The sequence below is a fragment of the Kitasatospora sp. NPDC057542 genome, assembly GCF_042801945.1.
Taxonomy (GTDB): domain Bacteria; phylum Actinomycetota; class Actinomycetes; order Streptomycetales; family Streptomycetaceae; genus Kitasatospora.
This window is the reverse complement of sequence record NZ_JBHVFE010000228.1, coordinates 1-13,766: the sequence shown is the minus strand read 5'-3', so window position 1 is coordinate 13,766 and position 13,766 is coordinate 1. Positions and strand designations below refer to the sequence as shown.

Below are 13,766 nucleotides of genomic sequence, written 5' to 3'. Positions count from 1 at the left end.
GGGGACCTGGAGCACGCCACCGGGGCCGTGCTGGAGCAGGCCGCGGCGGCGCTCGGCGTCCGTGCCGTGGCTGTCTGGCAGCGGCTGCCCGGCGGCGCGCTCGCCCTCGCCGCGCACGCCGGGCTCTCCGCCGGCGAGGTGGCCGGCTGGGCCCGGGTGCCGCCCGGCGTGCCCACCCCGGCGCAGCTCGTCGTCGGCAGCGGAGCCGAGCTGTGGCCCGGCGAGCCCGGGACGGACGGGCCCTCGGTGGGCGTCGGCGCCACCCGGGCGGTCCTCCCGCTGCTCGACCGGGGCCGCCGTAGGGGCGCGCTGGAACTGCTCTGGCCGGCCGCCGGCCCGGGTGCCACCCCGGTGGTCGGCCCGGCCCGGCGCCGCGAGCTGTACGCCCTCGCCGACCTGTGCACGACCCTGCTCGGCCCGCCCCCGGAGGCCGCCGCCCCCGAGCAGGCCGCCGCCCTCCTGGACGGGCTCCTCACGCCCGCGCTGCTGCTGGCCCCCGCCCTCCGGGCCGAGCGGATCGCCGACTTCACGGTGCTGCGGGTCAACGCCCGGTTCCGCGACCCGCTCGGCCGCCCCCGGGAGGCGCTGGAGGGCGCCTCGCTGCTGGAGACCTACCCGGTGGCCTGTGCCGCCGGACTGCTCGACCGGCTGCTGCGCGCGTACGAGACCGGCGTGCCCTCGACCGCCGAGCGGGTCCGGCTGGCCTTCCGGGAGCACGGGCCGGCCGTCCCGGCGGCCGTCCTGCTCTCGGTCGTCCCGCTCGGCAACCGGCTGCTGCTCTGCTGGCAGCTGGACGACGATCGGGAGGAGGACGAGCGCATCGCCCTGCTCCGCCAGGCCCAGCGGCTGGCCCGGGTGGCCGGGTTCGAGGAACGCCCCGCCGAGGGCCGGATCCGCTGGAGCGACGGGCTGTACGAGCTGTACGGGCTACCGCAGGGCGCTCCGCCCGTACCGCTGGACCGGCTCGCGCGGCACACCCACCCGGACGACCGGCCGGCGATCCGGCGCCTGCTGGACACCGTCCGGCACCACCACCGCACCGCCTCCGCGGTGGTCCGGCTGGACCGCCCGGACGGCACCCACCGCTTCACCCGGGTGATCGCCGAGCCGGTGGTGGACGAGGCCGGCCGACTGGTCGCCGTCCGCGGCGCGTACCACGACGTCTCCGCCCAGCACTGGACGGAGGTCGCCCTCGGCGCCACCCGGGAGCGGCTGGCCGACAGCGAGCAGGAGTCGGCGGAGCGGGCGCAGCTGGCACTCCGGCTGCAGCAGGCGATCCTGCCGGCCGCGCCTCCCCCGCTCGGCGTCACCGGTCTGCACGCCGCCGTCCGCTACCGGCCCGCCGCCCAGCGTGACCGGGTCGGCGGCGACTGGTACGACGTGCTGGTGCTGCCCGACCGGAGGGTGCTGCTCGCGGTCGGGGACGTGGCCGGGCACGGCGTCGGCGCGGCCACCGGGATGGTCGCACTGCGGCACGCCCTGCGTGGCCTCGCCGTCACCGGAGCCGGCCCGGGCCGGCTGCTGGAGTGGGCCAACACCGTCGCCCTGCGCGAACCGGGCCAGGTCACCGCGACCGCCGTCTGCGTGCTGCTGGACCCGCTCGGCGGCGAACTGCACTGGGCCCGGGCCGGCCACCTGCCGCCGATCCGGTTCGGCTCGGACGGCGCCCAGGTGCTGTCGCTGCCGCACGGCGTGCTGCTCGGCGCGCTGGAGGACGCCGAGTACGAGGAGCGCACCGCCCGGCTCGACCCGGGAGACGTCCTGCTGCTCTACACCGACGGGCTGGTCGAGCGCCGGGACCGCCCGGTGGAGGAGTCGGTGGAGGAGCTGATCGAGGCGGCCGGCGCCCCCGGCCCGGACCTGGAGCAGTACCTGGACCGGCTGCTCGAACTCAGCCCTGCCGACACCGACGACGACACCTGCCTGATCGCCGTCCAGACCGAGTAGGCCCGTTTCCCGCGCTACCCGCCGCTGCCCGATCACCGTTGCTCCGCATGTACCGTTGCTCCGTACGGCCCACGCGGGGATCGAGGTCACCGCGGAACCGGTCCGGGACCTGCCGCGCGACCGGCACCCCGACCCGGCCGACCGCCCCGTGACCTTCGGCCCACCCGCTCGGGCCACGCTGCGCTGCCTCGTCGCGACGGCCGGCCGCTGACGTCCTCCGGGTTTCTCAGCGGTCGTTACGGGCCGCCCGAGGCGGGTAGGCGCGGATCCGCGCGGAGGTCGGTCGAGACCAGGACGGAGGGGATTCCCATGGTGCTGCTGGGACTTCCGCTGACGGCGGCGTCCGGCGCATTCGTCGCACTGCCGATCGCGGACAACCTCTCCGGCGTGCCCGGTTACCCGGTGACGATCCTGGGCACCAACCTGGTGGTGCTGAACAGCCTGGGCATCCTCCTCTCCGGTGTGGCGCTGGCCCTGCTCTTCTGTCTGGGCCTCGCGATGATCGGGCTGTCCTGGCGGGCCCCGCGAAGGTCACGGCGGGCCGGCACTCCCGTGGAGCGGTCGGCGCAGGGCGGGTCCGGCCGCCCGGAGAACCGGCCGGTGGCGCCGATGGAGCCGCGGCACTCCGCCCCGGCGGAACGCGCCGTGGGCGGCTCCGACGAGATGCGGGTGCCGCCGGAGGAGCGGGCCGCCGAACAGGGCGGCCGGGAGAGGGGGGCGCGCCCCGTCGGCCGGATCCGGCACCTGCTCGGGCACTGAGCTTCTTCGCCGGGAGCTCGAAGCGACCCCGCCCACCGACTCCAAGACCCGATCCCGGGAGGCCGTCATGGACCTCGCGTTCCTCACCCCGCTGCTCGACCGGCCCGGACCTTGGGCCTCCGTCTACCTCGACACCTCCCGCGCCACCGAGGACGCCGCCCGGCGCCGGGCGCTGCTCGACCGCGCCGCCGTCCAGCGGCTGGCCGTCGCCGGAGCCGACGCACCCAGCTGCGCGGCCGTCCGTGGCCACCTGGCCGAGGCGCCCGCGGCCGGGTCCCCGCCCGGGCGGGCGCTGTTCGCGGCGGACGGCGAGGTGGCGCTGGATGTCCCGCTCGCCTTCTCCCCGCCCGACGTCGCCGCCACCTGGGCTCCGCTTCCGCACACCGGCCCGCTGCTCGGCCTGCTGGACGACGCGGTGCCCGCCTGCCTGGTCGCGGCCGTCGACCGCACCGGGGCGGACCTGGAACGCTACGAACTCGGGCGCGGCGAGCCGCTGGGCACGGTCGAGGGCCCGGTGTGGCAGGGCCGGGGGCACCGCGCCCCGCCCGTGGACCGCTACGAGTGGCACTACCGGCACCGGGTCGAGGACACCTGGGAGCGCACCGCCGGGATCGTCGCCGAGCACCTCGCCCGGACCTGGCCGCACAGCGGCGCCCAGCTGCTCGTCCTCACCGGCGGCGCCCGGGAGCGCCGGGCCGTCCACGACCGGCTGCCGCAGCAACTCCACTCGGCGACCGTCGAGTTGGAGGGCGGCACCGGGAACGGCGGCACCTCCCGGGAAGCCTTCGACCGGCGCCTCGCCGCAGCCTGGAAGGAGCACCGCAGCCGGCACCTGGCCGAGCTGCTGGACGCCTTCCACACCGGTGTCGGCCGCCCCGGCGAACACCGCACCGACGCCGCCGGGACCGAGACCGCGCCCGGCCAGGCCGCCCAGGGCATCCCCGCCGTGCTGAGCGCCGCCCGGCAGCACCAGATCGCCGCGCTGCTCCTCCAGACGGGCGGCCACGACCCGGAGCGCCCGGTGTGGACCGGCCCCGAACCCGAGCACCTCGGCGTCCACCGGGCCGACCTGCGCGACATGGGCGTCCGCAGCCCGGCGCAGGCCCCCGCCGCCGACGCCCTGCTGCGCGCCGCGACGGCCTGCGCGGCCGAGGCCCTGCTCGTCCCGGACACCGCCCCCGGCCCGCCCGGCGGCCTCGGCGCGGTGCTGCGCTGGCCCGCCTGACCTCCCTCCGACCGGCTACCGCTCGGAAAGCCCGGGCAGCACCGGCTTCACGTCCAGCACCGGGGTGCCGTCGATCGCCTCCAGCCCCTCGACCCGCAGCCGCGGGCCGTCCACCGCCAGGACGGTGACCCGGTGCAGCCCGATCGGATTCGGCCGGTCCGGCGAGCGGGTGGCGAACACCCCGGTCTCCGGCCGGGAACGCTCCCCGCGCGGATGCACCGCGAGCACCTCCCGGTCCGCCTGGTGCAGCCAGGTCAGCAGCAGCACCTCCTGCCCGACCGCGAGGTCCCGCAGCCCCCGCTCCACCCCGGCCTCGAACACCACCCACGCCTCCGGCCCGCCCTCGTCCCCCTGCCTCGGCGCCCCCGCCCGCTCCACCAACGGCGACTCCACCCACCCGATCGCCCGCACCCGGAACTCCTGCTCCGCCACCGCAGCCTCCACCCGCACCTGAGGGTCCACCTGCCATCACCGTACCGGGCCCGACTGCCGTGCCCGCTGCGGCATGGTCGTGAGAGATGTACATCGTCGCTATACAAGCCGATTGACGCCAACAGGTTCTGAATTCGAACAGATCGGCAGCCGGGGCGGTAGGGACTGTTCCGATTGTCGGTGAAGTCGCATGGAGGACCGGCACGGCAAACCGCGGAAACGTCCCGACCGATCCGAGAGTAGGCATGCCGCGATGCGCGAGAATGTCGCGATAGTGGCCTGCTCTGGCGGCATATCGATGTGAGGCCTGATCATTTTCTTTGCAGACCGGTGAAAATGGGCAGAGCGTCTTCGGATTATGGGGCAGCCCTCTAAGATTCTCCGGGCATGCGGGACCCGGCCCGAGGGCCGACCAGCTGGCGTGGCAGCCTGCGGCTGTGTCGAGGGCCACCTTCGAACAGCCAGGATCTGGGCGCTGATTGTAGTGACGTGGGGAAACGATGGGATCGCAGGATATGCCGTCGGTTCGCTAGGGAGGCGAGATGGTCCGGCGAGTGCAGAGTCGGTTCGCGGGTCGAAATTCGGCAGCCTTGGCCCCGGTACGAAGTGATGCCAGGTCGACCTCTCAACGATTGAGGTCGCTTGTGGCGGAGGCCGGGGTCGAGGTCCAGCGAGCCGACGCGAAGGCGGGTTCGGTCTGCTCGATGGCGAGCATCGCGGGCGCGCTGGAAGTGGCGGTTCTCGCGGTGGCCTCCGGAGTCTCGATGTGGGCGGCCGTTCCGGCGATGCTCGGAGCCGGTGCGATGGTGACTGCTCTGCTCTTCGCAGCGGCCGCGCTCAGCCCCTCGCTGCCCCCGTCGGTCGGGCGGGACCGGCTCTCCTTCCTTGATGTCAATTCCATGACCGAGTGTCAATTGCGCTCAGTTGTGTACGGCCTTTCGGTGGCCGACCTCGACGCGGCCGACAGTAGGAGGGCGGTTGAGTTGAGCGCCTTGGCGATGCGGAAGTACCGGCTGCTGAGGGTCTCGATCACGGTACTGCAGTTCGGTTTTGTTCTGGCGGCGGCATCTGTGGTCGTTGCTTTCTGCAAGCTCTGACGCCTTCTGGCTGGGCAGTGCGGAATCGGCACTCGTGTCATATGGAGGAGACGTGTACCAGACTCATCGAGAGCTGTTCGGTGACCCGCTCTGGGAGAAGCTGTGCGCGCTCGCACCTCCCCGGCATCGGAAGACCAAAAGCGTCCTGCTGCTCCAGGGGGCCCCTGGGACCCACGTCTTGGTGCTCGCCTCCGGATCGGTGGCCGTGACCAGGCGTGACGGGAGCGGGCAGCGGACCATGCTCGCAGTCCGGGGAGCCGGCGCACTGCTCGGTGAACTCGCGGTACTCGCTGAGGAGCGGCGAAGCGCGACGGTGATGGCGGTGGAACCGTGTACGGTCCACATCGTTCCGGCCCCCGAGTTCCACGCGTTCATCGACGAGCACCGACTGCTGCAGGTGCTCATGCGGCACACGGTGGGACAGGTGAGACAGAGCGAGGAGATCCGGCAGGAGCTCGCGACGGCCTCCGTCCCTGTCCGGCTCGTGGCGGCGTTGCTGAGGCTGGCAGAGTCGACGGCTCGCCCGGTTCGCGGCCCGGTCCGAATCAAGCTGTCCCAGGACGAGATCGCCCAACTGATCGGGTGCTCGCGCAACTCCGTCGTGGAGGCGCTGAGACCGCTTCGCGCGCATGGACTCGTACAGTCGTTCGCGGGTGGTCTGGAGGTGGTAGACCTCGTGGGCCTGCGAGCCTTTCGTGTGACGGCCTGAGATATGGCTCACCTGGCTGCTGCCCAGGAGTGTGCACCGCTGGCCGGGGTTGTCGCCGCATCATCGGAGCGACCGTCGGACAGGCCCGTCGCGGTCTCCCTCCATCCCCCCCCGTGAAAGGGCGTCAGTGATGCGCGAGTCCACTACTCCCCAAGACCCCCGCGACATCCCGGACTATCGGGCGCTGTTCGTGATCGACATGAAGGGGTACAGCGCCGTCCAGTCGTGGCGCATGACGGACTACTGGGGAGACCTGGAGGGCATGTTGGCCACGGCCTTCGTCCAGAGTGGTCTCGGATCCGAGTGGCACGACCCGCTGTACCGGGACTCCACGGGTGACGGACTGATCCTGGCCCTTCCGCTGGCGAAGGCACGGCTCCTGGTCGATCCCCTGGCGGAGAACCTCCACCGGCTGTTGGCCGACCACGACCGAGAGCGCCTGGCCTCAGTGCCGTCGATCAGGGTGCGGATGAGCGTGCACGTGGGTCCGTTGCCGGACAGCCACCGGGGCGACCCGATCAACGACCTGTGCCGCTTCGTGGCCAGCGACGCGGCTCGCGACACGGTGAAGGTCGCCGAGAAGCACAGGGCGTTCGTCGCGATGGTGCTGTCGTACGAGGCCTACCAGGTCATCGTCCGCGCAGGCCGGACCGAACGCCTCCGTGCCGAGGACTTCCGGCTCACCCGGGCGTCGGTGGACGAGAAGTTCGCCGAACCCGCGTGGGTGCACGTGCCGAGGGTGAACGGGGAACTGCTGGAGGCCGTCGACCCGTGGCCCGGGGTGGGGGCGAAGAGGGTTGAGGAGCCGGTCAAGTCTCCCTGCGCGTCGGACCAGCCTGCCGGCGGAGTACGGAACTTCGGGGCCATCGGCAGCTATCTCGAACAGGCCCACGACTTCACCATCAACAACTAGCTGCGTCTCGCGGCCAGCAGATTGTCGGAGCCGTTCCTGCCGACGCGGGGCTTCAGAGGAGGACGAGATCATGTCGGATGCCATGTATGGGCCTGATCCTTCGGGTCGGGATGCCGAGAACGCCGCAGGTGAAGCCGGGCCGTCGGTCGGCGCCACGGGACCGGACACGGACCCGCAGGGGGTGATCGAAGCCGATCACCGGGGAGACCGGGCGGGTGAGGCGTCGCCGCCTGACCAGGGCGTCGACCGAGGGCCTTCGGTGGAGCAGCTGGCTCCCGACGCCGACTCGGTGGCGGAGGACCGTAAAGCGCCGACTGCGGTGAGGTCCGCGGGCTACGAGAACCCGGTTCCCGTACAGACGGCCGACGGCGCCGTCCAGGTCGGTACCTACGTCGAGTCCGCACGCGATGTGCTCGTCAATCCGACGTTTCCGACTACGACGGTCGAGAAACTACTGGAGGAGACCCCGATCGACGTCGAGCAGGCCTTGCTCGAAGGGGTCTACGTCGAACCGCCCAACGGGGCGACGGCGACCGAGAGGATTCAGAAGGCGCTGAACTCGGAGTATCCGCTGGCCGTCCTGGTCGTCCGGCCGGAAGTCGGTGCGACGACGTTCGCTAAGCGCCAGTTGGCGCTGGCGGTGGGGGCGGGTCGAGAGATCTTCCTCCTGGACGGTGACTGGCAGCGGCTCACGTTGGCCCAGCTGCCGCGCAAGTCCCAGCGGGGGCAACTCCTGGAACTCCGTGACAGTGAGACCGACCAGCTGCGCGAGATCCTGCTGAACGAGCTCCCGCGATACGCGGCCGAACTGCGCGCAAAGGACTCCTTCCTCCTCGTCACAGTGACCGAGGAGCTCTGGGCGGCGCGCAAAGCCGAGGTTCCCGCCGGGATCGCGGTGGTTCATCTCACGGATCCGCCGCCCGCATTTTCGCTGGTCCGGAGCCACCTCACATCCCACCACAGAGAAACACTGGCCTCGGACCTGGAGAAGCGCGACGTCGCCGCGGACATCAAGGACTGGAGCGCAGTGCGTTCGATCCGCTTCGTCCGTGACCTCCTCGCCATCACTGATGAGTTCGATCCGGTGGCGCCGGGCCGGGACACCGAGGATTCGGCCTTCCAGTCGAAGCTCGTCAAGTACGACGACATGCTCAAGCGGCTGGTTCGCGGTTGGTCCAAGGAACTGGACCAACGGCTCGCGGAGGCGTCGGCACCGGCCAAGGAGATCGACGGCGTCGGGTGGGTGTCCCCGTTGACCCTTGAGGAGCGCTGCTACTCCCTCGTGCTTGCTGTCCGGGGCTCGGTCAAGGTCGCGGAGGCGATCGAGGAGGGGCACCGGTTGGTCGGCCTGCTTGCCGGCGAGACGGGAGGGGAGACGGCGGCGAAGGAGAAGCGTTCGGACCTCAGGGGCTCGTTCGTTGGTCGCGGGTTGCAGACCCGTCTGAAGGCCATCGGGGCCGAGGCCGACGAATCCGGCGTGGCTGCGTTCCGCGCTGCGGCGTATGGGGACGAGTTGCTGGTCCGGGTCTGGCGCGAGTACCCGGACGTGCGACCCAGAGTGCTGGAGTGGATCATGTCGGATTCCCCCGAGCAGCGGGCCGAGCCCGATGGCGCGCCGATTCGGGCCGTGACCAATGTGCTGCTCGCGACCCGGGACGCCCAGGGCCTCGCGGGCCTCCGGGACCTCGCCACGACACCTGGACGCCGGGCCTTCGCTGCGCGGGTCCTTGTTGCGGCGGCCAAGGATGCCAGTCTCGGGCGTCCCGCCCGGGCGTTGCTCTACGACACCGCCGCACGCAAGTCCGAGGAGGGACAGCGGTTGGTCGTCCAGGTGTGCCGCGAGTTGTTCGACAGCCAGCGCGACGCGGCGATGACCCGTCTCAGGAGGGTCGCCGACAATGGTGGTCCGGCGGTCTGGGGCGATGTTCTGGAGGCCTTCTCGGCCGCTCTCGGTGCGCCGGAGCAGCTGCCGTGGTTCGTTGACACGCTCCGGGCTGTACACCGGCGTGCGGGTGCGACCCCGGCGGTGCGGCTGGGGGTGCTGGCCCTGCTGAAGGCGGACGTGTATGTGCTTGCCGTCGTCGCGGAGCCAGATGCTGCCGAGGTGATCAGGGCGGCGGTCGACAGCATGCTGAATTCCCCGGAGGACTACCCCGGGCTCTTTCCCACGCTCGCGACGTGGCTGGAGCGGGTCCCGTCGGGGAAGCCGTATGAACAGGCACTCGCGACGATCTGGGCGGTCGTAGTGAAGCACGGCCGGCTCGCGGACTTCACGCTCCTGGCCACCGTCCTCGGTGGGATCGTGCGTGAGGACGGCCAGGTGCCGGAACAGGACATCATGAGCTTGATGAAGGCCGACCCTGACCTGACGTCGGTGGTGGAGCTGAAGAGGGCGAGCGAGTGAAGCGTCTCTTTGGGCGCCGTCGAAGGCCCGAGAGCTTTACCTGTGTGGTGGAAAGGCGCTTGCTGGGCAGCCTGACGCCAGACCTCCGCTTCACAGCCACATTCTCGGCCGAGTGGTGGTCCGGTCAGGACGAGCACCGGAACGTCGAGTCGGTGGTGGCCCGCGATCTGTTGGAGCGCGCCGTCAAGCTTTCCGAGCGGTGGTCCGTTGACGAGGTACGACCCGCGCAGGACCAGCTCAACGCAGAGCTCGGGCGGGAGTACGACAGCGCTCACGGCTACTATCGGGGACTCGTCGCCACCGTCCAGCTCTTCGTAGACGACGACACCGCCGAGGTGGCTCGCCAATGGCGTCGTGACCGGGCCCGCGTTCAGCGGATGAGGTACCTGAAGAGCATCCTCTACTCCGATCCGGAACTCCTGCTGCTCGACCATCTCGAACGGTACCCGGAGGACCTTGGGACCGTGGACGTCAAGCCGTTCCAGCAACTGGCCAGGACCGTACGAACCGGCAACGCGTCGTGGTACCCGCTGCTCGACGCCCTGGCCAGGCTGAGTTCGGCCTCGAATCCGGTCTGCGGAGACGTTACGGCCATGAAAGCCATCCTGAAGGCGGTCAAGGAGGCCGCTCCGGAGCTGATCGAACTGCACGGGTTGCGTGACGAGACCGCGTGAGCTCGCCCGGTGGGCTGGCCCATTCCCTCCGCACTGCTGAGCGGATTCGAGGAATTCATGTCAACCAACCTATGGCGCTGGATACTTGCGCCACGTACGAGCTGGAAGGCGCTTAGGCTCAGCCGAGCGAGCGACGGGCGACTCGACTTCGACGTCGCGTGGCGCAGAGCCCGCGTACACAGGCGCCCTGACGAGATCGGCTACCTGCGCCACGGCCACGGGGTCAGTGAGGCCGGAGATCGTGATGAGCGCGATGAACGGTCGTCGGGCCGCGCTCGCTGAGGCCGGTCAGCGTGGGCCCGGTTCCCCTCGGACCAGCCACGAGGGTTCGAGGGGAACCAGGTGCCCCGTGAGCGTCCGGACGTCGGCGGGGACCGCTGCGCGGGGGAGCAGGGCGGGGAGGTGGCGGGTGGTGTAGGCGCGGTGGGCGGCGGGGGTGGTCCAGAGGGTGGTGACGAGGTAGCGGTCGGAGGCGAGGCGGGTGACGGTGCCGCCGAGCATGCCGTCCGCCGCGGCCATGCCCGGGGCCCAGAGCCGGCGTTGGACGTCGAGGAAGTGCTCGGCGCGGCCGGGGTGGAGCCGGCAGTCGGCGGCCCGCAGGACGGTGGCGCGGGTGAGGGCGTCGGGCAGGGAGGGGGCCGCGCCCGGCATGGTGAGGACGACCGGCCCGGCGGCGACCTCGATCGTGCTGTAGTCGGAGCGCTGGTCGGCCTGGGCGGCGGCCCCGTCGTGGCGCTCGCGCATGAAGCGGGCGTACGCGGGCCCGTCGGTCCACAGGCCGAGCAGGAGGGCCCGGTCGGCGTCGGGCGCCCAGCCGCCGGCCTGGCCGACCAGGCCCGGCTGGTCGGAGATCGCCGACCAGCGGCGCTGGCCGGCGGCGAACGCCTCGCGTGCTCCGGGCGTCACCCGGCAGTCGATCCACTTGCCCCACATGCGGGCCATCATGCTGCGGTGAGGCGGGGGAGCGTCAATCGGGCGCCGGCCCCGGGGCGGTCGGACCAGGGACGTAGGGCCCGCGCCGGGGCGGTTGCCGGATGTGGCGGTGGCCGGATGTTGCAGAGTCCCGTCATTGCCGCCATCGGTGCCGCCGGGTGAGGGTAGGGGGCATGAACGACGCACCCCGCCTGTCGCATCTGGTCGTGATCCCGGTGTTCCCCGGAGTGAACGCGCTGGACGTGGCCGGGCCCGCCGAGGTCCTCGCGCTGGCCGGTCGGCTGCTGCCGCCCGGGCGGCCGGGCTACGAGGTGCGGGTGTGCGCGGAGCGGCGCGGGCCGGTGGCGACCTTCTCGGGGGTGCCACTGTACGTGACCGACACCCTGGCCGAGCAGCGGGTGCGGCCGGACACGGTACTGGTGCCGGGGCGGGTGGACCTGGGGCCGGACGGACCGGTGCCGCAGGTGGATCCGGCGGTGGTCGCCTGGCTGCGGGAGGCCGGGCCGCGGGCCGGGCGGATCGCCTCGGTCTGTGCGGGCGCGCACGTGACGGCGGCGGCCGGACTGCTGGACGGGCATCGCGCGACCACCCACTGGGCGACCGCCGAGAGGCTGGCCGCCGACCATCCGGCCGTCGAGGTGGACGCCGACCCGGTGTTCATCCGCTCCGGGCGGATCTGGACCAGCGCGGGTCTGACCACCGCCATGGACCTCACGCTCGCCCTGGTCGCCGAGGACCACGGCGACGACCTGGCGCTGCAGATCGCGCGGATCATGGTCATGTACCTCCAACGACCGGGCGGCCAGAGCCAGTTCAGCGTTCCCCTGGCGCACCGTACGGGCGGCCGGGCGGACCTGGGCGCTCTGCGTCGCTGGATCGCCGAACACCTGGACACCGAGCTGTCGGTGCCCGTGCTCGCCGGGCGGCTCGCCATGAGCGAACGGCACTTCGCCCGGGTCTTCCGCGCGGAGACCGGCACCACTCCCGGGGCCTACGTGGAGGAGCTGCGCCTGGAGGCCGCCCGCCGGCTGCTGGAGCGCAGCGACCATCCGCTGCCGGGCGTCGCCCGGGCCTGCGGCTTCGGTTCCGTGGAGACCTTGCACCGGGTGTTCAGGGACCGGCTGTCCACCACTCCGGGGGACTACCGGTGCCGGTTCCGGATTCCGGCCGAGAACACCGACTGAACATCAATTCACCACGAGAGAAGGAACACTGTGAGAATCAAGGCCACGCACATCGGAACGGCGACGGTCCTGCTGGAGGTCGGCGGCCTGCGGATGCTCACCGATCCGGTCTTCGACCCGGCCCCCGCCGAGTACCGGCACGACCCGGTGGTCCTGCGCAGCACCCGGGGCCCGGCGACGGGCGTGCACGAGCTGCCGCCGGTGGACGCCGTGTTGCTCAGCCACGACGAGCACCCCGACAATCTGGACGCCACCGGCCGTACCCTGCTCGACGGGCGGCCGGTGCTGACCACGGTCGGCGGGGCGGCCCGGCTCGGCGGCGGCGCGCTCGGGCTGGCGCCGTGGCAGACCCGCGACCTCACCGTGGACGGCCGCACCCTGCGGGTGACCGGCACTCCCGGTGTGCACGGGCCGGTCGGGGAGGTCACCGGGTTCGTGGTCGAGGTGCCGGGCGAGCAGGAGGCGCTGTACGTCTCGGGCGACACCGTCCACATCCCCGAACTGGCCGAGGTGGGGCGGAGGTTCCGGATCGGCACGGCCCTGCTGCACCTCGGCGCCGCCCGGATCGAGGCCTTCGGCGGCGGCGAGCTGATCACCATGGACGCGGCACAGGCCGCCGCGCTCACCGCCTCGATCGGAGCCCGCCGGGTCGTGCCCGTTCACTACACCTCGTGGGAGCACTTCACCGAGGGGCGGACGGAGACCACCGCACGGTTCGCGGCGGCGGGCCTGGCCGACCGGCTGCACTGGCTCACCCCGGGCGTCGCCGAGGTGCTCGACTGACGACCGGACCGGGTTCAGAGGGTGGCGACCGGGGGCAGCCGGTCCAGGATGCGCTCCATGCCGCCGGTCCAGTTGGCCTCCAGCGCGGTGACGGCCTGTTCGAGGTCGCCGTTCAGCAGGAACTGGGCGATCCGCTCGTGCTCCTCGGCGGCGCGTTCCAGGATCTCGTGGTCGCCGACCACCACCCGCTCGTAGCGGTGCAGGGTGAGCTTCAGCGAGTCGATCATCTCGCGCAGCCGGGCGTTGGTGCAGCCGGAGAGCAGCAGGGCGTGCCAGGCGTCGTCGTAGCGCTCTATCGTGCCGTGCGGGGCCTGCGGGGCGGAGAAGGCGCGGGCCTCGGCGAGCAGCCGGGGGGCGATCTCGGCCAGGTGCGCCGGGTCGGAGGTGCGCAGGGCCAGCGACTCCAGGGCGATCACGATCGCGGTGAGGTCGAGGAACTCCTGTTTGCCGGTGGGGGCGAAGCGGAAGCCCTTGCCGCGCTCGCTGGTGATGATGCCCTCGCGTTCCAGGCTGATCAGGGCCTCGCGCAGGGGGGTTCGGCTGACGCCCAGTTCCTCGGCGAGCTGGACCTCGTTGATCGACTCGCCGGGGGTGAACCGGCCGCGGCCGAGCTGCTCCAGGAGTTCGTCCTTCACCTGCTCGCGCAGCGGACGCCGCTCGATCGCCATCGGGCTTCCCTTCTTCCTCGGTCCGTAGCGTACCGGCC

Annotated in this window: 13 protein-coding genes; 10 read left to right on the top strand and 3 right to left on the bottom strand. The window is 72.1% G+C overall.

Features of this window, described 5'->3' with window-relative positions:
* The 3 genes from ACFU7Y_RS25805 to ACFU7Y_RS25795 all read left to right on the top strand — a co-directional run.
* Positions 1–1,947, top strand: a 1,947-nt coding sequence (locus ACFU7Y_RS25805) for a SpoIIE family protein phosphatase (RefSeq protein WP_380769789.1), incomplete at its 5' end; no start/stop codon positions are given.
* A 309-nt stretch (positions 1,948–2,256) separates the two neighbouring features.
* Positions 2,257–2,706 carry a hypothetical protein gene (locus ACFU7Y_RS25800; protein ID WP_224285167.1) on the top strand — a complete coding sequence of 150 codons (450 nt, stop codon included), beginning with the start codon at positions 2,257–2,259 and terminating at the stop codon, positions 2,704–2,706.
* Between the two features lie 67 nt (positions 2,707–2,773).
* Entirely contained in the window at positions 2,774–3,931 is a 1,158-nt protein-coding gene (locus ACFU7Y_RS25795; protein ID WP_380769788.1) for a hypothetical protein, read from the top strand.
* 15 nt (positions 3,932–3,946) lie between these two features.
* Here ACFU7Y_RS25795 and tsaA read toward each other — a convergent pair whose 3' ends face one another.
* Positions 3,947–4,393, bottom strand: coding sequence for a tRNA (N6-threonylcarbamoyladenosine(37)-N6)-methyltransferase TrmO (gene tsaA / locus ACFU7Y_RS25790; protein ID WP_224282116.1), 447 nt, complete (start codon positions 4,391–4,393; stop codon positions 3,947–3,949).
* Between the two features lie 674 nt (positions 4,394–5,067).
* Between tsaA and ACFU7Y_RS25785 the strand changes: the two genes are divergently transcribed.
* The 5 genes from ACFU7Y_RS25785 (at position 5,068) to ACFU7Y_RS25765 (ending at position 10,160) form a co-directional block, all read left to right on the top strand.
* Positions 5,068–5,460 carry a Pycsar system effector family protein gene (locus ACFU7Y_RS25785; protein ID WP_224282115.1) on the top strand — a complete coding sequence of 131 codons (393 nt, stop codon included), beginning with the start codon at positions 5,068–5,070 and terminating at the stop codon, positions 5,458–5,460.
* A 52-nt stretch (positions 5,461–5,512) separates the two neighbouring features.
* Positions 5,513–6,169: a Crp/Fnr family transcriptional regulator gene (locus ACFU7Y_RS25780; RefSeq protein WP_224282114.1), complete on the top strand. Its 657-nt coding sequence runs from the start codon at positions 5,513–5,515 to the stop codon at positions 6,167–6,169.
* Between the two features lie 130 nt (positions 6,170–6,299).
* Positions 6,300–7,082, top strand: a complete 783-nt coding sequence (locus ACFU7Y_RS25775; protein ID WP_224282113.1) for a hypothetical protein — start codon at positions 6,300–6,302, stop codon at positions 7,080–7,082.
* A gap of 70 nt (positions 7,083–7,152) precedes the next feature.
* A complete protein-coding gene (locus tag ACFU7Y_RS25770) occupies positions 7,153–9,486 on the top strand; it encodes a hypothetical protein (RefSeq protein WP_224282112.1) in 2,334 nt (777 codons plus the stop codon).
* 59 nt (positions 9,487–9,545) lie between these two features.
* Positions 9,546–10,160: a hypothetical protein gene (locus ACFU7Y_RS25765; protein WP_224282111.1), complete on the top strand. Its 615-nt coding sequence runs from the start codon at positions 9,546–9,548 to the stop codon at positions 10,158–10,160.
* Positions 10,161–10,448: 288 nt separating this feature from the next.
* Here ACFU7Y_RS25765 and ACFU7Y_RS25760 read toward each other — a convergent pair whose 3' ends face one another.
* The gene (locus ACFU7Y_RS25760; protein WP_263455225.1) at positions 10,449–11,093 is read right to left on the bottom strand and encodes a DUF4937 domain-containing protein; all 645 of its coding nucleotides are present in this window, start codon (positions 11,091–11,093) and stop codon (positions 10,449–10,451) included.
* Between the two features lie 173 nt (positions 11,094–11,266).
* Here ACFU7Y_RS25760 and ACFU7Y_RS25755 point away from each other — a divergent pair, with 173 nt between their 5' ends.
* On the top strand, positions 11,267–12,277 hold the full coding sequence (locus tag ACFU7Y_RS25755; RefSeq protein WP_224282110.1) for a GlxA family transcriptional regulator: 1,011 nt from the start codon (positions 11,267–11,269) through the stop codon (positions 12,275–12,277).
* A gap of 30 nt (positions 12,278–12,307) precedes the next feature.
* The gene (locus ACFU7Y_RS25750) at positions 12,308–13,060 is read left to right on the top strand and encodes an MBL fold metallo-hydrolase (RefSeq protein WP_380769787.1); all 753 of its coding nucleotides are present in this window, start codon (positions 12,308–12,310) and stop codon (positions 13,058–13,060) included.
* A gap of 14 nt (positions 13,061–13,074) precedes the next feature.
* On the opposite strand, the gene ACFU7Y_RS25745 is transcribed toward ACFU7Y_RS25750, so the two are convergent.
* Positions 13,075–13,766: GntR family transcriptional regulator (locus tag ACFU7Y_RS25745; RefSeq protein ID WP_380769786.1), on the bottom strand; the 692-nt coding region annotated here is incomplete at its 5' end.